This is a genomic window from Acetivibrio clariflavus DSM 19732 (genome assembly GCF_000237085.1).
GTDB classification, from domain to species: Bacteria; Bacillota; Clostridia; order Acetivibrionales; family Acetivibrionaceae; genus Acetivibrio; species Acetivibrio clariflavus.
In genome coordinates, this window is the sequence record NC_016627.1 from 4,186,982 (window position 1) to 4,205,919 (window position 18,938).

An 18,938-nucleotide genomic window follows, 5' to 3' on the forward strand; every position below is an offset into this window, starting at 1 on the left:
ATTTGAAGAATAAAAAAAACATTTATATAAAATTGTTTATTTCTACCTTTTATTTAAGCGCTTTTACCTTTGGAGGAGGATATGTCATTATACCATTGATGAAAAAGAAATTTGTAGATGATTTACAATGGATTGAGGATGATGAAATGCTAAATTTAACAGCAATTGCACAATCCTCACCAGGAGCAGTTGCAGTTAACGCAGCGATACTGCTGGGGTATCGTGTTGCTGGAATATTGGGTGCCCTGGTAACAATTTTAGGCACAGTTTTACCGCCGTTTATAACTCTTTCTGTTATCTCCATTTTTTACACTGCATTTCGCGATAACATTGTTGTAAATGCGGTTCTGAAAGGGATGCAAGCTGGCGTTGCTGCTGTAATTGCGGATGTGGTTTTGAATCTTGGAAGTAATGTCTTGAAGCAGAAGGACATAGTATCTATGATTATTATGGTGGGTGCATTTATTGCCACATTTTTCTTTAAGATTAACGTTATGTATATTGTTTTAGTGTGTGGGTGTATGGGAGCGGCAAAGATTCTGATTCAAATGAAAAAATTCCAAAAGGGCGGTGACTCTCAATGATACTCTTAAAACTTTTTTGGAGCTTTTTTCAAATCGGTATGTTTAGCATTGGAGGTGGAATGGCTGCAATACCGCTGATTCAAAATCAAGTAGTTAATTTACACCACTGGCTGACATTAACGGAATTCACCGATCTCATTACCATTGCAGAAATGACACCCGGACCTATCGCCATCAATTCAGCCACTTTTGTGGGAATTAGAATTGCAGGTATACCAGGGGCGATTATTGCTACCGTTGGATGTATCTTTCCATCCTGTATTATCGTTTCACTCCTGGCATGGATTTATTTTAAATTCAAAGAATTGACCTTAGTGCAAGGAGTTTTGTCTGGTTTAAGGCCCACCATTGTAGCGCTGATTGCATCAGCAGGGTTGTCAATATTTACGTTGACTGTTTGGGGAGAAGACGGGTTTTCAACAAATCCTCTAACAATAAATTTGGTTTCTGTTTTATTATTTACTATGGCTATATTTATTTTGCGGAAATGGAAACCGAATCCTATTTATGTCATGCTCGGATCAGGCATTGTCGGTGGAGCAATTTATTTGATGATATAGGAGGGTCAAAATGAAACTACGAATACGAAAAGGGTTGTTTTTTGGCAATTAATAGATAAAAGTGGTACAGCTGTAGCAAAAATAAGCAAGAAGAAATTTATTGGTGCATCTAAAAAAATCTATGATGGAAAAGGAAATCTCATTTACACAACAGATATCGTGAATCTACCAGCAAAAAAGGGAACTTGGAACTATGAGGAATCAAGAAAATATGTAATTTATAAAGATGAGAAAGCTATAGCAACTGCAAATTTACATTTTGCAATTAACCCAGACCGGACAATGCTACAAAGGTTAACCTTACGTCCGCCTCTCGTAGATAGAATGGATGTCGAAACTATTTACGGCCTTTTGGTTGTTGAAAGGCAGAAGAATAATGGCGTGACAATTTCTCAGGATGGTGTTCAATTAGGTAAAGTAACTCCATTTTTTACTTTTAAACCAAAATATCTTGAATATATCGGACAATACGAAGTTACGTTATGGGCAGGAATCTATGTACTCATAGAATATATGATGCATGAAGATGACATGATTTTTGTTTGAAAATCTTTTTGCCTTTTTACTGCTATAGTTACATATAATTTGCGATTTACTTGATTTATTTATCTTCTAAATATGAAAGTAAAAATTTCATATAATGTTTATCAGCTATTCCTATATATCGTAAAATTAACCATTTACTAATTGAACGGTTGCATCATAATACTATATAACCGTTTAGCTTATTATAGACCAGAATTTCGTCTACAATGTCTTTGAAAAGCTAAGTGAAAGAGACAATTTTCCACTTTCATCACTATGCTAGTGTTCACAACAAACGGACCTGTGGGTTTTAGGGAACCTTGCAGATACACTTCCACTATCACTTTAGTATTGTCATTTACTCTGTACCTTAAGCATCTGCCGTCTCTTGTAAGACGGCAGATGCTTTTGGAAAGTATAAATCCGAGAAGTGCCTCAATAATAAGTATAAATAACCGTTAAAGGGAAAATATTATAATATCCATTTTCGTTGTATATTTCTCATGCTTATGTAAAACAGTAGCACAGAAAAAACACTAAGGATCAAGATATCTAACCAAACACTCATCATCCCACTTTTTACCAAAGCAATATGTAAAATATCTACTCCATAAGTCAACGGTAGTGCATATGAAAGTGGACGCAAAAATATTGGCAAGGTTGAAACAGGAAAAAAAAGCCCACATAAAAATATCATTGGAAAGCGAAAAAAGTTTGAGTAAGTTTGTGCTTCAAATATTTCCTTTGCAGAAACCGCAATAACAAGACCTACCAATGTTGAGCTAAATGCAATGAATAATACTCCAATAAAAACAAATCCCCAGTTAACACCTGATAAATCCGAGAGAAATGCACCAAAAATTATCGGAACAAATGCATTAAACATTCCAAACAACACAGATCCGATAATTTTTGCAAGTACCATTACTTTCAAACTTATAGGAGCAAGCAGCAGCCTATCAAAAGAGCGTCCCTTTCTTTCAAAAGTAATGGTCACCGCCAGCATTGATGTTGTACCAAATAAAACACTCATTGCCATAAGACCCGGAAGGATTTCTATGATCTCTACAGCCTGTTGTGAACGCATGAAAAGCATAAGAGCCCAAGAAAGCGGAAATATAATCCCCCAACTTATGTTTGGTGGTTTTAAATAGTAATTTTCAATGTCTTTTCTTAAGATATTCCAAAACGCAACTAAAGTATCCATTCTATTTTCCCACCTTCTCTTTTTCCTTTTTTAGTTTTGAAGCTTCAATTCCTGTTAGTTTAACAAAAACATCTTCTAATGACGGCTTTATTTCTTTTGCTTCGTAAACGGAAATTCCCTTGTTATCCAGCAGTTGAAGGATAGGGGATAAAGCTATTCGTTCTTTAGAAATAATTAAACAAGAATTTTCATCTGGAATCTCTACTGTGCAATTTACAAATTTATTTTCCAGTTCTTCTTTCACGTATTTTATGCTACTGTCAAGCTGCATCTTAATTTTATGCTCATGTTCTACGTTTTCCATCAGTTCAGTTACCGTACCAACCTTTACAATCTTACCATTCACAATAAAAGCAATCCTGTCACAGATTCGTTCAGCCTCTTCGATATAATGGGTGGTAATAAAAATTGTTTTGCCTTGTTTTTTTAAGTTCAGTATAAGCTCTCTAATTTGCCTTGCACTTTCAACATCTATGCCTGTTGTTGGTTCATCCAAAAATAATATTTTAGGATTATGTATAATTCCGGCTGCTATTGTAAGTTTTCGTTTCATTCCTTTTGAATAAGTTTTCAAAGGGCGTTTCGCTGCTTTAGTTAAATCAAATAGTTCCAGCAATTCCATTGCCCTTTTTTCACGTTCTTTTCTACGTATCCCATATAACGAAGCACAAAAGCAGAGATTATCGAAGCCATTCATTTCATCATATAAATTATTTTCATCAGGAATAATTCCAATAATTTTCTGCACTTTTTTTATGTCTTTTATCGCATCAATTCCATCAATCATAATATGTCCGCTAGTAGGCCTGGATAAACCAATCATCATATTGATTGTAGATGTCTTTCCAGCACCATTTGGACCTAAAAATCCAAAAATCTCTCCCTGATCTATTTGGAAAGATAAATCATTAACAGCTTTGATATCACCATAAGATTTGTTTAAATTTTTTACATCAACTAATCCCACAGGCAACCCTCCTATAATGAAATGTTCCGACAGAAACTGTGCCGGAACATTTCGAGTAAGAAAAATAACAATTCAAAGTCCGGTTTTATTCTCCACATTCATCATGATGCTGATGTTCATGGCAAACAGAACCAGTAGATTTTAGAGTACCTTGCAGGTACGCTTCTACCGCTGCTTTGGCATTACCGCTTGCCCCGACAATTACCTCTATGCCTTTTTCATTAAAGATATCAATGGCACCACTGCCCATGCCTCCTGATATAATTACATTAACTCCCATATCATTTAGGAAGTTAGGAAGGAAGCCGGGCCTATGCCCTGGATTAGGTATAGACTCAAATTTAACTATTTGATTGTCTTTAACTTCAAAAATATTAAAGTTGGCGCAATGTCCAAAGTGCTCCGTTACCATATCATTCTCACTCGCTACTGCAATTTTCATCATGGTTTTCTCCTCCATTCTTTTACTTATAATATATCCATCAAGTATCCTTGCAGCTTGCTCAACAAGTTCTGCGCAAGGCCGCTTTTTATAATAATTATCATTTCTGGTCTCGGGTATAGGTTTATCATGCTTAATTGAAATACCTAACAGTTCCCTGCATATGATTGATCCGTTTTCATTTTCAAATTGTTTTGCCAAATCTTGAACTAGCTCATAATGTTCTGCTTTCGCATTTTTGCTGGATGGATCTGTGTAACCGTATTTCATGCCGACAACCATAAACATTCCTGTCACAGCACCACATACTTCCCGCAACCTACCCATACCTCCTCCGAAAGAAGATGCAATTTTTAATGCTGTTTCCGTGTCCAGCCCCGTTTCATCACAAAAAGCAGCAAAAACAGATTGAGAGCAATTGTAGCCTTGTTTAAACAATTCTCTTGCCAAATCTGAATGTGCACTCATTTATTATCTTCCTCAATGCTTTTCTCCAATACTTTTGCAACCGGCTCAAGCCAATCGCCGTCAAAAAGTTCTATCATACCCTTATCACAGGCGGCAGAAATTTTGGGGTTGACCGGAAGCTTAGCAAGCACTTTTAAATTATGCTTTTCGGCAATTTCGTCAATATGGCTGTCGCCGAAAATATTGTGTTCCTTGCCGCAATCAGGACATTTAAAAAAGGACATATTTTCTACTAATCCTATGATAGGGATATTCATCATTTCAGCCATCCTGACTGCTTTTGATACAATCATGGATACAAGCTCCTGAGGCGAGGTTACAACAATGATCCCATCAACAGCAATGGATTGAAATACGGTAAGAGGAACATCGCCGGTGCCTGGCGGCATATCGATGAACATAAAATCCACATCGCTCCAGATAACATCTGACCAGAACTGCTTTACCATATTTCCGATCAGGGGTCCTCTCCACACAACTGGATCGGTATCATTCTCTAAAAGCAAATTAACAGACATTATATCAATACCTGTCTTACTTTTAACCGGGAATAAGCCAAATTCACTTCCTGTGGCTTTTTCCTTGATACCAAATGCCTTAGGAATAGAAGGCCCGGTTACATCAGCGTCCAGAACAGCGGTATGATAACCCATTCTATTCATGGTCACAGCTAGCATGGAAGTTACCAGTGACTTTCCAACCCCTCCTTTACCGCTGACAACACCAATAACCTTTTTAATGCTGCTCATTTCATGTGGTTTCACGGAGAAATCATTTTTCTTCTCTTTTCTTTCTGCGCAGTCCTCCGAGCAACTGCTGCAGCTTTGGTTGCAATTTTCGCTCATAGTCTTAACTCCTTTATTTTAGATTGTTATTTCACTGCCTGCTGAGAGATAATCAATACTATCGCCCATGGCAGCTTTAAGCCTGTTATATGGTTCTATACCTGTGCAATGGCAGGTACAAAATTTTGCATTTGTATTTATCAAGTACTTGCTTATTTTATCTATCATCTCAGGGTTCACATTGTTTCCCGATGAACGGCTGGAAAGATGAAATCCACCTACCACATAATTAGGCATGCGTCCTTTTAAATCATGGAAGTGTTCAATAATATTTACAATACCATTATGGGCACACCCTGTTACCAAAAGCGTCTTCCCATCCTCCTCTATAATGAGGTTTTGTTCATGCACAAACGTGTCCTGTACTATTTGTCCGTTATGTTCCATCAGCAATCCGTTATTTGAAATTGGAAGAGGTTCCTTTTGAGTTATATTTGAGAACACTTGAATCCCCTTATTGATAAAAAAGCAGTCTGATGTAAGTACAATTCGCCTGTTTTGTTTCAGTTCTTCATCCAGGCCAATATACTCCAGTTCATCATTCGAACGCAAAGCATAGTATTTTTCAAATGCCAGTCGGTGTAGAAATACCTCGGCTTTTGTGTTTTCACGTAAAAATGCTTTTAACCCGCCACCATGGTCATAATGCCCATGTGAAATAATGAGATAATCCACATCAGAAATATCTACATTCAGCTTCTTTGCATTTTCAAGGAATAACTCACCAGCGCCAACATCAAAAAGAATTTTGCGACTATTCGTTTCTATATAAAGGCTAAGTCCGTGTTCGCTACCGAAGTCTTTCGATAGCGCTGTATTCTCAACTAATGTTTTGATAATCATGACCTCAGCCCACCACCTTTTTCAAACAGCAGTTCCATTGTCTTGTTATAAACTGCTTTCACTGCTGCACCTGAGGTACAGTCTATATCAACAATTGTCTGCCCGTTATTAATCGCTTTTACGGCGTCCGAATCAAAGGGTATTCTACCCACAAGGTTAATCTCATGATCTATACAGAATCTTTCTATCTTTTCTGTGTTTTGTATATTTGTGTCAAATTTATTGATACATACCACCGTCTTTACGCCAAATTTCGCCGCTGTATTTATAATCCGCTTCATATCACTAATGCCGGATATGGAGGGTTCGGCCACAATTAACACCATATCTACACCACTCAAAGATGCTATAACCGGACACCCTATACCGGGAGAGCCATCAATAATTGCGAACTCCACACCATCGGTTGCTGACTTCATTTGTTTTTTTACCTCGGTAACCAACATTCCGGAGGTGCCGCTGCCCATTTTTAACTGAGCTGTAGAAAACACTTCTTCCTTATCTGCATATAACATCAACTCTCCGGCTACAGCCGGTTTTAAAGCTACAGCTCCAACCGGACAAACAAGCTCACAAACTCCGCAGCCTTCACAGGCAAAAGGATCTACCTTGTATTTCTCGTCTGCTGAAATAGCATCAAATCGGCAGTTTTGCCTGCACTGTCCGCACTCTATGCACAGATATGTATCTATCTCTGCTTTCGGTAAGCCATAATAATCTGTTTTCCTTGGCTGAGAGCTTTGTTTTGTTATAAGGTGCAGGTTAGGTGCATCTACATCACAGTCTGCATAAGCCTTAGCCTTTGAAAGCTTGATAAAAGCACTGGCTATTGTAGTTTTACCAGTACCGCCTTTACCGCTAAGAATTAGAAGTTGTTTCATGATGCACCTCCTTTTTCACAGTCTCCAGCAAAGAAGAAAAAATCGTCCGGTATCTTTCACTTTTCCTTACAGCGATTTCTGCATTTGAATTTAGTATACCGAGTGCACTGTCAAATGGAATTCGACCTATAATTTTTATGTTCTTTTCTATACAGAATTGCTCCGATGGATTTTCACCATCAAGGCACTTGTTAAGAACAACTCCGAACGGCTTGTTAAATAACTTCACCAGTTCATATACCATGTTAAGGTTATGAACGCCGAACAATGTAGGCTCAGCTACTAATATACAGTAGTCTGCATCCTTAATGCTTTCCATGACTATACAGGCACTTCCGGGAGGGCAGTCGATAAATATCGTCTTGTTCCTTTCAGGTTTGTTCTCATTAAACAACTTTTTTATAATTGGTATACCCGAAGGTTCACCGGTGTTCAATATTCCTGTATATACAGTTACCTGGTCCGAAGCTCCTTTTTGGATCTTGCCAATAACCTTTTCTTTCTCTGTTAACGCTTTCTCAGGGCAAAGCAAGATACAACCTCCACAAGAGTGACATATATCTTCAAATATAATCAGTTTATCTTTTATATAGGCAAGGGCATTAAACTTGCAAAAGTCAACACACTTTCGACATCCATTGCATAGCTTGCCATCCACCTTTGGAATTCGTACATGTACTTCTTCTTCCTGAATGTTTTCGGGCTTAAAAAAAAGGTGGCCATTTGGTTCTTCAACATCACAGTCAATATACGTTGATATTTTTGCAGCCGCAGCTAAATTAACCGACACCAGTGTTTTTCCTGTGCCGCCCTTGCCACTTAGCACAGCTATCCTCATTTTAGTTCCCTCCATGGCCATGAAAACCAGGATGAATTTCATCGAGTAAGGATAGCTTTCCACTGATGAAGTCATCAATATTTTTTTTAGCGGAAATACCCGCTGTTTTATATATTTTAATATCAGCGGATTTGAGCACATTAGCTGCATTTTCGCCACATCGGGGAGTAAGTAAAGCGTTCACTTTATTATCCACTATTGTTTGTGCTGCCTTAATTCCTGCTCCGCCTGTACTTGCTGCTGCACTGTTATCAAGAAATACACTTTCCTTGGTTTCAGTATCATAAATGAGATAATAGGGAGCCCGTCCAAAGGATACACATACATTCGACTCCAAACTTTTCTCATCTACTGGAATTGCTATTTTCATAAGAATCCTCCATTCTTTTTAAATTATTATTAATTACATTGCGCAATGCGCTAACCGAATCCGGGACTACGACCGAACTAAAAACCAGATCACTTAGCCCTTTAATGTTCAATTCTTTAAAATATCGATTTTCCATAGGTATCCATTCGCAAAGAAACCTTTTTAACATGGCAGCTCCATTTCTTTTTAGAATTCGAGAAATTTGTTTTTTTTCATCAATACTTAAAAATATCTTTAAATCATAGTTTTCTATTAAAGTCGGATGCATGCTATAAGAACCCTCTATAATATTTAGTTTTTGAGGACTTACCGGTATCGGCCCTACAAGGATTCTTTGCTTGCAGTCGTATTTATGATATTGAAATTCACGGCCACTATTTATCCCGTCAATCACTTCGTGTTTGAACCGGACATAATCTACATTTCCGCCGACCTCCCTTAAGCGCTCTTCTGTTTTTAGTTCAGGTGTCAGGAAGAAATCATCCATGTGAAATATGTTGCACTCATATACATTGCCTATAAGTGATGCCAGTGTACTTTTCCCGGCACCACTGTTTCCATCAATGGCAACAGTGACCCTATCTTTTGATTTCATCAAGGAATCGATCCTGCAAAATACCTCAAAAAAATCATGGTATTCTGACCTTACAATACGGTACGCAGGTGAATAAGCAGCCCTGAATATCTCACTGTGACTAACTGGCGGATAGCCTTTTTTCTTATAGGAACACAAATAAGCTTCCAACTCTTCCAACGGATAAGGAAGCAGTCCTTCCTTACAGCATTGTCTAAGCACATCCAGTTTTTCTTCAAAGCTCTGAATGCTTCCTTTGATCGAGTTGGCTGTACTTATAAAGAGCTTATTTACAGTATTAAGGCTGATATCATAATACTTCAAAGCTGCTAAATGCAGCCTGCAAAGATTATTGCCGATATCCTCAAAGGCATCACAGGGTATCCTTTTGTCCATACAGGAATGCTTTAAAGAACACAACTCCTCCTGCAATTTGCGTAAAATATCGTCCTCATTTTCGATTAGGTGTCCGCCGGCAAATTCATTCTGATATATAAGCTTAACAATGTCCTGAATTTGCATCTTGGGATACAAATCATACTGCTTGAGTAATAAGGCTTTTATATTCATTCTAGCTCACACTTTCTATATGCTTTGCTTTTGACAGAGCAATAACAGCAACAGGGATAATAATAATTTGAATCACTATGCCTGGAATTGCATTGAGGAACGCACCAGCCATAAAAATCTCCCATGTAAATGCAGTTTCGTTCAGTCCATACAGGAAGAAGCTAACAATTCCCCAGACGATTCTTCCACAAACCATTGATAAAATCAAAGACGCATATATGGAAACATTCTTTTTAGGGAGTAATTTGTACAGAAGACCTGTCATGAGACCATATGCAGCCAGCTCGAAAGCCATAGCTACAGCAGTTGGAAACATCGGCGGCATTCCAAACAGCATGCTCCTGAAAACAGGCAAAACAAGGCCAATGATCAAGCCATATGGCCATCCGCAAATAAAACCACAAAGCAAAACAGGAATATGCATTGGTAATAACCTACTGCCTAAACTTGGAATCTGTGCTGTTAGAAATGGAAATAAAAGTCCAAGTGCAAGAAACAATCCTGATAATACTAATCGTTTAGTTGACAATTTATTCAATAACTCCACTCCATTCTATTTAAATAGTTATAGATTGCATTACGCAATGCGCTAACGCCTAAATTTGAGCAATGAACCTTGTTATCGGGAAGTCCGTCTAATGCATGAATGATATCTTCTTCTGAAATTTCCAATGCTTCATCTAGGGTTTTACCCTTAGCTAATACCGTCGTCATACTGGATGTTGCGATTGCCGCAGCGCAACCAAACACAAGATAGCTTATTTTACTTATCCGATTGTCTTTTACTTTAATATAAATCGTAAGATAATCTCCGCATGTAGGATCACCAAAGCTTCCTTCTGCATCGGCATCCGGCATACTATAAGCATTTTGAGGACACATAAAATGTTCTATTACTTTTTCAGAATACAATATCAGTCACCTCTATCACTACCTGCAAAGCGCCAACTATTCCGGTGCCTGCGACAGCCTCGTCCGCATCCGTTACCTAATCCATCGCAAAGACGGTATTCCCCGCCTTCAATCAAAAGAACCTTGCCGTTCACCAGCGACTCGGCCAGTTTCTTTCTTGCCTCGACATAAATACCTTGGACGGTAGTTCGAGCGACATTCATTTGTTTTGCGCATTCCTCCTGTGTGAATCCTTCTAAGTCAATAAGTCTTATCGTTTCATACTCGTCAACCGTCATTTTTATATAATTTTTTTCATCCAAACTTGTATCAAGAGGCCCAAACCTGTTTCTTTCCGGTAAGCAACATACTCTTCTCCATTTCATTGGTCTTGGCATAATCTTATCACCTCATTTCCAAAACAGATATAACCGGAGCGTCCTCCGGTTACCTCTGATGACCGTTATAGGTCCTCTAATTGCTTGTCAATAGCTTCCAGACGCTTTTCTAATATTGCCTTTTGTTTCTGAAGCAATTCTTTTTGTGTTTTTGGAATTGCCTCATCAATTGCAAAACCCCTGCTAAACCACCTTCCAAAACCACGTCTGCAAGCAAGTCCCAGACCTAATCCGAGACCGCGGCCGGTGCCATATCTTGCTGCATTGGCACCTGCGCAAAATCCTAAACCTCTTCCGGTCATTGTTCCAGCACCTATTGGGCCAGTTCCATCTCTTCCAGGCATTCTGTTCACCTCCAGATAGTTTATGACATATGTCGTTTATAGCTTATATTATACCCTGTTTTCGGCATATGTCAATAACTATTTTCGATTTTATTAAAAAAGGGCCAATCCCCCATTTAAAGAGTGGTTGCCTTCAACCGACAGCCATAACCAATTAACCATGTCTGCTCTAAGGGAAGTAATGTTGTAAAATGGAAAACAAATTTATTCTTAACATAATATCTTTTCCTTAGTTATCTGTACAACAAGCCAATAATTTAGCATCTGGTATTCATGGTAATATTGAAAAGAACATCTTTTAAATCCTTCAAGATTGATGTTCTTTTTATTTAATTACATATATTTTCAGTTCCCTGTAATCTGTCCATTTTGGTTTTACTATTCATTCATACAATTAGCACATAATACTTATTATAATTACTTGTTCCACGGGATATAAATCACGAACTCAACTCCAGAATAATCATCAGGTTCTCTTAACTCTAATTGACCGTCATAACGATCTATAATCTGCTTAATTATATATAGGCCAAGACCACTATGCTGTTTAATGCTTTTAGTCGTATATCCGGCAGTAAAAATATTTTGCCTTACATTTTGAGGGATGGGACTGCCGTTATTGGATACCTTTAATTCCAAACCTAGCCTATTGCACATTAGAACTAAGTCTATTCGTGGGGAACCATTCATTTTTACTGCATCTAAAGCATTATCTAGAAGGTTACCGGTTAATTGAGTAAGATCCTCCGGCGAAAGTGGAAGTGAACCGTCTTGTATTTTTACATGCCAATAGAACTTGATTCCGTTAATTTTTGCTTCCTCATATTTTGTACTTATAATAGCCGCTAATTCCGGAGGTTCAATTTTCAGGAGGCTTCCTATGCGGCTGACAGTATGATACAAATTTTCGATATAAGTTTCTGCCTGGTCGAAATGACAAGCCTTTATGTATCTATAAATAGCAGTAAGATGGTTGTAAAAGTCATGACGCTCAACCTGCAAACGCAAATGTAAATTGTGTCTCTCTCTGGCATAATGAATTTCTGTTTCCAGTTTTGCATCGTGTTCTATGACTTTTAACAGATATCCGGATACAAAAATTGTTGCTAAAACAGAGACCAATAAAACAATGCTGCCAACTTCTATTAGGGTTTTAAGTGTAAAACTGGGATAAACACCTGTGTTGTAAGCATGAAAACTAAGATTTAATAAAACAAGCATTAAAGCTTGTACCAGGCATAATGTCAAAAGACAATTTTGCCTAATGGATTGCTTTGTTGTTCTTTTGTCAGACTCATTTTTTATTCCCAATTTTTCTGATATTAACGGTAAGCGCCATCCTCGTTTGCCAATGATATACGCTAATACTGAAAGTAAAACTAAGTGTGGCAAAGTAAAAAGTATTCTTAGCAAAGGATCAGAGATGATTTGTTCAAGTTTTAATTTAAAAATCCAAGCCAGAAGAGGAACTGAGATTCCCTCCGCCAATCCCAAAAACACACTTGAAAGCACCATTACAACTGCTGAAGTATGCCAGGGCAATCGAAAAAAGAGGTTCAAAAATATAGTCATGAGTGCTACTTGTGATATGGTATGGATACCAAATCGTACCGGCATTGTCCGAATACTGAATGAGAATATCGAAGTCAGCAGGGAAAGGATTATTACTACAAACGGTGACTCCTTTTTCTTCGTTAATACCAGTACCATATAATACAAAACCAGGCTTTCAGGAACAGACACACCTAAAAAGGGAATTAACGGCATAACATCCATCGCAATACCCCCTTAAACATTATAGTCAGAATACTTCATAAGCTCAGATATACGGTCACGGCTAAGTAAAGCCTTGTCTTCACAATTATTGAATTTTACCTCATAATACGATGAATTGGGAAAAGAGACTATCTTTTCAATCCGATCGGTGTTTATAATGAAAGATTTATGGGAACGAAAGAACATCTTTCCCAAGTACTTCTCCAACTCCTGCAGGGTTTGTCGGGTTTTAAATTTCCCGTTGGAGCATGAAATAAGGGTGTGACGTCCGGATTTTTCTATATAAAATATCTCATCCAGCTTTATAAAGACTCGTTCATTGCCCAGATTTATTGAAATTCTGCAGGTCTCCGTATTTTGGGAAGTATTACTCTTTTTTGATATTTCCAGCATCTTATATATGCGTCGGAAAGTAGATTTTACTCTATCCTCATCAATTGGCTTTAATATATAATCGGATGCATACAGTTTGAATGCATCAAGAGAGTATTCATGATGTGCGGTTATAAAGACTATTGCTATATCCGGTTTTATATCTCTCAGCTTTTCAGCTAACTCTATCCCTTTCATATCAGGCATCTCAATATCCAGGATAGCTAAATCCGGGTTATGCTCTCTTACAAGTGCTATTGCATCTTTAGCATTATCTGCTGTTCCTATAACCAAAGCCCCTTCAAGCTTACTAAGAATTGAGCAGAGTATCAGCATTACTCCATGTTCATCATCAGCCATTACAACTTTAGCCGGTAACAAACTCACCACTTCCTTTCAGGATTTATTGGCAAACTTGTAAACACTTTTCCGGCAAATCATAGTCATAATGGCTCGAAATCATTGCTATAAATAATTCAGGTTGTATACATAAAGGCTCACTGATGCTATAAAAACACCAATGAGCCTAAAGCAGCTTAGTTCCGGCAACCCGGCCATCATAGCGGTATACCGCTTTAGACCCGTGGCTTTGCGTCCTTGTCTTTCAACAAGTTTGCCTTTATCAGTTTTATTTATGTTGATTATACTATTTATTATATAACAAAGGTCATGTTGAAATTTGTCAAAGCTTGCTCACTTTATTTTTATTGGTTAATATTATTGCCCTTCAAATTTCACTGCCAGTAATTAGAATTTCACTTTTTTTGTAAAATTCAATTGAGAATGAATAGTGTAATAAATACTATCGGATAAATCTCATCCATTGGCCTTATGCTACTCTCCTATATCAGGTAACATTTTATCAGTGATATTGCTTACCATCTAGGCTGATACTTCAAACCCATAGATTTCTTGTATTTACTCTGCCCTTCTTACTGTAGCAAAGAATTATTTTACATACACATGCATTTTGTCTTTTTATCGTAAATGGCCTCATGTAAATCATCTTTGCAAAACAATTCTATGATTTACCAGTTCCATTTCCTTAATCCTTGCTTTTACTATCTTCCTTTGTCCAAATATATTTTCCAATATCAAGTTCTCTTCTTCTGGGAGTATCTTGTCAACAGATTCAAGAAACAGCTTTTCTTCACCTTTCTCATCAATTAAATAAACATTTGCTTCACACATATTAGCACCTCTTCATGCTTTCTTTAATACTTTGAACCACCTTATCAATAAGATGCGGCAAAGGCTCACTCTTATCAACACCTACAACTTCGATATTGCATCGATTTAATGGAAGAAGCACTTTTTTAGCTGGACTTTCAGCAATTGCTTTAGCCATTGTTGGAGTCAATTCCCCTAACATTGAATTTGCCGCAATAATTCCTATAGCCCCGATTATTATATGGACCTTACTAGAATTATAAACAATTGCATTTTCTCCTGTAGCTCCCTCATTTGCACCAGCCTTCATCATAAAAGATGTGGCAAGCGAGTTTGTTCCCAGAGCAACAATTTCAATATCTTCCATCAATTCCTTCCTTAATTTCTCAACAATTGATTTTCCGATACCTCCGCCTTGACCATCTATTACAGCTATTCTCACTTGCATCCCCCTATCAAAACACTACCTTTTTAAGGCAGCAGATTGTTACCTATAGGATAACATCATCCTTCCGGCTCTTCAACTCCATAAATTCTGGCTGCATTCAAGTACATAATATTATCTATTTCTTTTTCACTAAGCCCCATTTTATAAAGTTCTTCTTCCCATATACTTATATCATCATATAATTTATCAGGTAAACCGTCGGAGGCATACAGAATTTTATAAGAAGAAATCTCTTTTCCAATCAGTCTTTTCTCCGTGATGTGCCTCCTCACAACATCTCCGCCCGAAAGATCAAAAAACACATTTCTTCTAAAACGGGCTATTGCACAGGATAACTCATACATGCCATAACCTAGATGAGCACCTATAATCTTCAATTCCGGGAATTTCAATGCAATATTATCCAAATAAATTGGCAGCATGAAACGCGAAGATGTATTAAATCGTTTTATTTTTGTCTCAAAATCCCTTGAAATTTCAATAAGTTTTTTATCAAAAGGAGACTCTACAAGGTAATCTACAGCATTTCCAATGACCCCTGTATGAAACAAAGCCACAAGCCCTAATTCTTGAGCCAACTGATAAAATGGATAATACCTTTCTTCATCATAATTATAATTAGGACAAATAATTTTAACTCCCTTAAATCCTGATTCCTTATAGTAGTTCAAAATCGCTGGGCCATCTTTGTCTATATCAATATAAGCTAATCCAACAAAAATTTCCGGATATCTATGGATTGCCTCTTTCACCATTTCATTTACTTTTCCTCGTCCCCCCAACAATGCAGCTTTAACCACATTTGATTTGATCATGTTTTCTACTAAATTATCTGTTAACCGCAAAGTCACATCATTTATCTTTTCGGTAAATTCAGCTTCATACATATCAATGGGAAAGTGGATATGGGATTCGAAAACTCTCATTATTTTTTCCACCTCTGCTATTCTTTTTATGCTATATCATCCAGTTAATAATCGGGTATCACAAATTTTTTATTATTCACTTTTACTATATCGGCTTTTACTCCATATACCTCATATATATTCCTGGCATTAATCATATCTTCAATTGTACCGGTTTCTAAAGTTCCGTTTTTGAACATAACAATCTTGTCGGAATACATGAGCGCATGGTTGGGATCATGCAAGGTCATTATACATGTAACTTTTTGCGATGAGTTAATTTGCTTTACAACATTCAATACTTTAAGCTGATTTTTTAAATCAAGGTAAGAGGTAGGTTCATCAAGCAGTATTACTTCGGTATCCTGAGCAATGGCTCGTGCAATCATCACCAGCTGCCTCTCCCCGCCACTTAACCTGTTGAATTCTTTATCCCTTAAATACTCAATACCTATCTTCTCGATTGCCTCATCCGCTTTATCTATATCATCTTTCCCCGGAACATAGCCAATATGCGGAGACCTACCTAATAAAATCATCTCTAAAACAGTGAAATTAAAGTTGGTATTATATAATTGTGGAACTGTTGCAACTATTCCGGCAAGTTTTTTGGTCTTTAGTTTTGAAATATCCTTGTCATCGATATATTTTACCGCACACAGGTTTTATAGTTCCATTGATGGAGGATATCAGTGAGGTTTTGCCGCTGCCGTTGGGCCCCAAAAAGGTTGTAATTATACCTTTCTCAATTTCAAGATTAACATTTTCAAGTACTGTTTGCTTTTGATATGCTATTGTCACTCCTTCAAATCTTATCATTGCCACACACCTGCCTTGCTCCTTCTAATAAGGACAATAAAATATGGCGCACCAAGTATAGTTGTAAATATCCCTATAGGAATTTCAAATGAGAAAAGATTCCTTGAAAAGCAATCTACAATTGCCAAATAAGATGCTCCCAGACAAAAAGACAATGGTATTAATTTACGGTTATCAGGTCCAAAAAGAATTCTTAACACACGTGGTATCATTAAACCAACCAAACTGATAATTCCGGAAACTGATACCGCTGCAGCCGCCAGCAATGTAGCAGCAAGTATGTAAAGCATCTTATATTTTTTAGGGTTTACCCCCAATATCACCGAATCCCTGCCACCCAATGCCAGTATATTCAGTTTCCATCTGAAAACATATGTTAACAAGAATCCAATAACCATATATGGAAGTACTGAGGCAACTTTCTCCCAGCTTGATGTATGAAGGCTTCCCATTATCCAGTATACTAATCCCTGAAGTTTTAACGGATCAATCATTATTTGCAGTATTGATAATAATGCAGTAAATAAAGCTGATATTACAACTCCCGATAAAACCAATGATACCACAGATGTATCCCCGTCTTTCATAGCAGCCATATAGCAGATGGCAACACCCATAATGGCGAAAATGAATGCACTGATCTGTACCGGAATATTAAGAAATGACAACGCAAGGGCAGCTCCAAAAGCTGCCCCTGATGATAAGCCAAGGGTATATGGCTCAACAATGGGATTCTTCAATACAGCCTGGAAGGAGGTCCCCGAAACCGAAAGACTTGCTCCAACAAGCATTGAAAGAATAACCCTTGGTAACCTTATCTCTAATAATACATTCAGGCTGTTTGTGTCAATTACACTATGAAAGAATGTATATCCGCTTATTTTATAAAGCATTAAATCTATCACCTTGGCAATTGGTATGTGATAGGAACCAATGCACAAAGTAATTAAAAAAACCGGTATTGGTAAGAAATATATTAATTTCTCTATGTCTTTTTTCATAAATATTTCCTTAATCCCTTGCTCTATTTATCTTACTCTATTTAAAATCGATGTTATATAACTTTTTCAGCATATCCGCTTTTGTTTTCTCAATGTCTGCATCCTTGAACAAATCAGGGTAAAGGGTTTTTGCTATGATGTTAACCGAATATATATATTTAACCGTCCAAAGATCGCAATAGAATGGATGGGGCAGCTCAACAACTGCTTTGTTTTTTATGGCATTTATATTGCTCCACTGTGCATCTTTGAAGTAGTCATCGGGATCCAAATCCTTGATATTCCACAAAATGATGAAGTCAGGATTCCAGTTAACAACCTGCTCCATTTTTGCAACAATATGTTCCTCATTTATATCGGCAGCAGAATTTTTCGCTCCACTCATTTTTATAATACTGTCACCGGTGCTGTTGCTTCCGGCGATGTCTAGCTTTGAAGGTCCCCATACAAATAGGGATGACGGCTTCTCTGATTCATCAATAGCTTTAATCTTATTTTTAATATTTTGAAGTTCTTTTTTTGTGTAGTCAATAATCTCTGCCGCTCTGTTTTCTTTGCCTGAGATTTTGCCCAGTATCTCCATCTTTGTGTAGACCTGCTCAAAGTTATCCACTTGTATTCCTACTACCTTAACCCCTTTGTCCTCCAGAGTTTTAATATCATCCTCCTGACCGGCCCACATGACTACCACATCCGGGTTCATCCCAACGATTTCTTCAATGTTTTTGTCAATAGCGGGGAGTGACTTGTTCTTTACCCTTTCATCAATCTGCGCAGTAAGTTCAAAAACATCCTTTGTATCATATGTCCATTTGTCTATTGCGATAACCTGGTCTTTCGCACCAAGCATATAAAGGTCATTCAAACCACTGTTTAGCAGACATACAATTTTCTTAGCCGGATAGTTTACTTCAACTTCTTTTCCTCTGGAGTCGATAATCTTCACTGTTGTGCTTTTAGTTTCTTCGTTTTGTTTTACTTCTGCTTTCTGGCAACCTACTGCAAGTATAGCCATAATACAAATCATGGTAAATAGTGCAATAATTTTTTTCATGTTCTTTCCTCCAAAAATTAATATAAATAAAAAGCGGTCAACAAAAAAAGTTTCACTAAGAAACAGTCTTCGTGACCGCTATTATT

General features: G+C 37.4%; 25 protein-coding genes, 1 pseudogene and 1 riboswitch. Of the genes and pseudogenes, 3 read left to right on the forward strand and 23 right to left on the reverse strand.

The features are described from left to right. The first annotated feature begins 2 nt into the window (after window positions 1–2). The 3 genes from CLOCL_RS17400 (at window position 3) to CLOCL_RS17410 (ending at window position 1,690) form a co-directional block, all read left to right on the forward strand. A complete protein-coding gene (locus CLOCL_RS17400) occupies window positions 3–584 on the forward strand; it encodes a chromate transporter (protein WP_014256552.1) in 582 nt (193 codons plus the stop codon). Next, a complete protein-coding gene (locus CLOCL_RS17405; RefSeq protein ID WP_014256553.1) occupies window positions 581–1,144 on the forward strand; it encodes a chromate transporter in 564 nt (187 codons plus the stop codon). Before CLOCL_RS17400 ends, CLOCL_RS17405 begins: the two co-directional genes overlap by 4 nt. A gap of 159 nt (window positions 1,145–1,303) precedes the next feature. Further along, window positions 1,304–1,690 (forward strand): hypothetical protein, encoded by a 387-nt coding sequence (locus tag CLOCL_RS17410; protein WP_014256554.1) that lies wholly within the window; start codon window positions 1,304–1,306, stop codon window positions 1,688–1,690. A 451-nt stretch (window positions 1,691–2,141) separates the two neighbouring features. On the opposite strand, the gene CLOCL_RS17415 is transcribed toward CLOCL_RS17410, so the two are convergent. The 23 genes and pseudogenes from CLOCL_RS17415 to CLOCL_RS17520 form a co-directional block, all read right to left on the reverse strand. After that, a complete protein-coding gene (locus CLOCL_RS17415) occupies window positions 2,142–2,876 on the reverse strand; it encodes an ABC transporter permease (protein WP_014256555.1) in 735 nt (244 codons plus the stop codon). A gap of 1 nt (window position 2,877) precedes the next feature. Further along, a complete protein-coding gene (locus tag CLOCL_RS17420; protein ID WP_014256556.1) occupies window positions 2,878–3,843 on the reverse strand; it encodes a daunorubicin resistance protein DrrA family ABC transporter ATP-binding protein in 966 nt (321 codons plus the stop codon). An 85-nt stretch (window positions 3,844–3,928) separates the two neighbouring features. Further along, window positions 3,929–4,288: a NifB/NifX family molybdenum-iron cluster-binding protein gene (locus CLOCL_RS23380; protein ID WP_027622891.1), complete on the reverse strand. Its 360-nt coding sequence runs from the start codon at window positions 4,286–4,288 to the stop codon at window positions 3,929–3,931. A 15-nt stretch (window positions 4,289–4,303) separates the two neighbouring features. After that, window positions 4,304–4,753: pseudogene (locus CLOCL_RS23385) on the reverse strand (C-GCAxxG-C-C family protein); the annotation flags it as partial. Further along, window positions 4,750–5,598, reverse strand: coding sequence for an Mrp/NBP35 family ATP-binding protein (locus CLOCL_RS17435; protein WP_014256558.1), 849 nt, complete (start codon window positions 5,596–5,598; stop codon window positions 4,750–4,752). The gene CLOCL_RS17435 and the pseudogene CLOCL_RS23385, both read right to left, overlap by 4 nt. A gap of 18 nt (window positions 5,599–5,616) precedes the next feature. Beyond that, on the reverse strand, window positions 5,617–6,441 hold the full coding sequence (locus CLOCL_RS17440; protein ID WP_014256559.1) for an MBL fold metallo-hydrolase: 825 nt from the start codon (window positions 6,439–6,441) through the stop codon (window positions 5,617–5,619). Continuing rightward, a complete protein-coding gene (locus CLOCL_RS17445; RefSeq protein ID WP_014256560.1) occupies window positions 6,438–7,322 on the reverse strand; it encodes an ATP-binding protein in 885 nt (294 codons plus the stop codon). Before CLOCL_RS17445 ends, CLOCL_RS17440 begins: the two co-directional genes overlap by 4 nt. Further along, the gene (locus CLOCL_RS17450; protein WP_014256561.1) at window positions 7,300–8,160 is read right to left on the reverse strand and encodes a nucleotide-binding protein; all 861 of its coding nucleotides are present in this window, start codon (window positions 8,158–8,160) and stop codon (window positions 7,300–7,302) included. The genes CLOCL_RS17445 and CLOCL_RS17450 overlap by 23 nt, the downstream gene beginning before the upstream one ends. Before the next feature lies 1 nt (window position 8,161). Then, window positions 8,162–8,530, reverse strand: a complete 369-nt coding sequence (locus CLOCL_RS17455; RefSeq protein WP_014256562.1) for a NifB/NifX family molybdenum-iron cluster-binding protein — start codon at window positions 8,528–8,530, stop codon at window positions 8,162–8,164. Next, window positions 8,505–9,674, reverse strand: a complete 1,170-nt coding sequence (locus tag CLOCL_RS17460; RefSeq protein ID WP_014256563.1) for a uridine kinase family protein — start codon at window positions 9,672–9,674, stop codon at window positions 8,505–8,507. The genes CLOCL_RS17455 and CLOCL_RS17460 overlap by 26 nt, the downstream gene beginning before the upstream one ends. Window position 9,675: 1 nt before the next feature. Continuing rightward, window positions 9,676–10,221 (reverse strand): ECF transporter S component, encoded by a 546-nt coding sequence (locus tag CLOCL_RS17465; RefSeq protein WP_014256564.1) that lies wholly within the window; start codon window positions 10,219–10,221, stop codon window positions 9,676–9,678. Beyond that, window positions 10,209–10,586 (reverse strand): iron-sulfur cluster scaffold-like protein, encoded by a 378-nt coding sequence (locus CLOCL_RS17470; RefSeq protein ID WP_014256565.1) that lies wholly within the window; start codon window positions 10,584–10,586, stop codon window positions 10,209–10,211. Before CLOCL_RS17470 ends, CLOCL_RS17465 begins: the two co-directional genes overlap by 13 nt. A 2-nt stretch (window positions 10,587–10,588) precedes the next feature. Continuing rightward, window positions 10,589–10,963, reverse strand: coding sequence for a DUF134 domain-containing protein (locus tag CLOCL_RS17475; protein WP_014256566.1), 375 nt, complete (start codon window positions 10,961–10,963; stop codon window positions 10,589–10,591). 65 nt (window positions 10,964–11,028) lie between these two features. After that, window positions 11,029–11,307: a DUF5320 domain-containing protein gene (locus CLOCL_RS17480; protein ID WP_014256567.1), complete on the reverse strand. Its 279-nt coding sequence runs from the start codon at window positions 11,305–11,307 to the stop codon at window positions 11,029–11,031. A gap of 417 nt (window positions 11,308–11,724) precedes the next feature. After that, window positions 11,725–13,083, reverse strand: coding sequence for a sensor histidine kinase (locus CLOCL_RS17485; RefSeq protein ID WP_014256568.1), 1,359 nt, complete (start codon window positions 13,081–13,083; stop codon window positions 11,725–11,727). A gap of 12 nt (window positions 13,084–13,095) precedes the next feature. Then, window positions 13,096–13,836, reverse strand: a complete 741-nt coding sequence (locus CLOCL_RS17490) for a LytR/AlgR family response regulator transcription factor (protein WP_014256569.1) — start codon at window positions 13,834–13,836, stop codon at window positions 13,096–13,098. 160 nt (window positions 13,837–13,996) lie between these two features. Then, a riboswitch (cyclic di-GMP riboswitch) is annotated at window positions 13,997–14,083 on the reverse strand. A 374-nt stretch (window positions 14,084–14,457) separates the two neighbouring features. Next, the gene (locus CLOCL_RS17495) at window positions 14,458–14,646 is read right to left on the reverse strand and encodes a CooT family nickel-binding protein (protein ID WP_014256570.1); all 189 of its coding nucleotides are present in this window, start codon (window positions 14,644–14,646) and stop codon (window positions 14,458–14,460) included. Window position 14,647: 1 nt separating this feature from the next. Beyond that, window positions 14,648–15,067 (reverse strand): DUF3842 family protein, encoded by a 420-nt coding sequence (locus CLOCL_RS17500; RefSeq protein WP_014256571.1) that lies wholly within the window; start codon window positions 15,065–15,067, stop codon window positions 14,648–14,650. Window positions 15,068–15,129: 62 nt separating this feature from the next. After that, the gene (locus CLOCL_RS17505) at window positions 15,130–15,999 is read right to left on the reverse strand and encodes an amidohydrolase family protein (protein WP_014256572.1); all 870 of its coding nucleotides are present in this window, start codon (window positions 15,997–15,999) and stop codon (window positions 15,130–15,132) included. A 44-nt stretch (window positions 16,000–16,043) separates the two neighbouring features. Further along, the gene (locus CLOCL_RS21315) at window positions 16,044–16,640 is read right to left on the reverse strand and encodes an ATP-binding cassette domain-containing protein (RefSeq protein WP_081467072.1); all 597 of its coding nucleotides are present in this window, start codon (window positions 16,638–16,640) and stop codon (window positions 16,044–16,046) included. Beyond that, the gene (locus CLOCL_RS23590) at window positions 16,615–16,797 is read right to left on the reverse strand and encodes an ATP-binding cassette domain-containing protein (RefSeq protein WP_052306617.1); all 183 of its coding nucleotides are present in this window, start codon (window positions 16,795–16,797) and stop codon (window positions 16,615–16,617) included. Before CLOCL_RS23590 ends, CLOCL_RS21315 begins: the two co-directional genes overlap by 26 nt. Continuing rightward, window positions 16,794–17,798, reverse strand: coding sequence for a FecCD family ABC transporter permease (locus CLOCL_RS17515; protein ID WP_014256573.1), 1,005 nt, complete (start codon window positions 17,796–17,798; stop codon window positions 16,794–16,796). The genes CLOCL_RS23590 and CLOCL_RS17515 overlap by 4 nt, the downstream gene beginning before the upstream one ends. A gap of 37 nt (window positions 17,799–17,835) precedes the next feature. After that, window positions 17,836–18,852, reverse strand: a complete 1,017-nt coding sequence (locus tag CLOCL_RS17520) for an ABC transporter substrate-binding protein (protein ID WP_014256574.1) — start codon at window positions 18,850–18,852, stop codon at window positions 17,836–17,838. Window positions 18,853–18,938 lie beyond the last annotated feature (86 nt).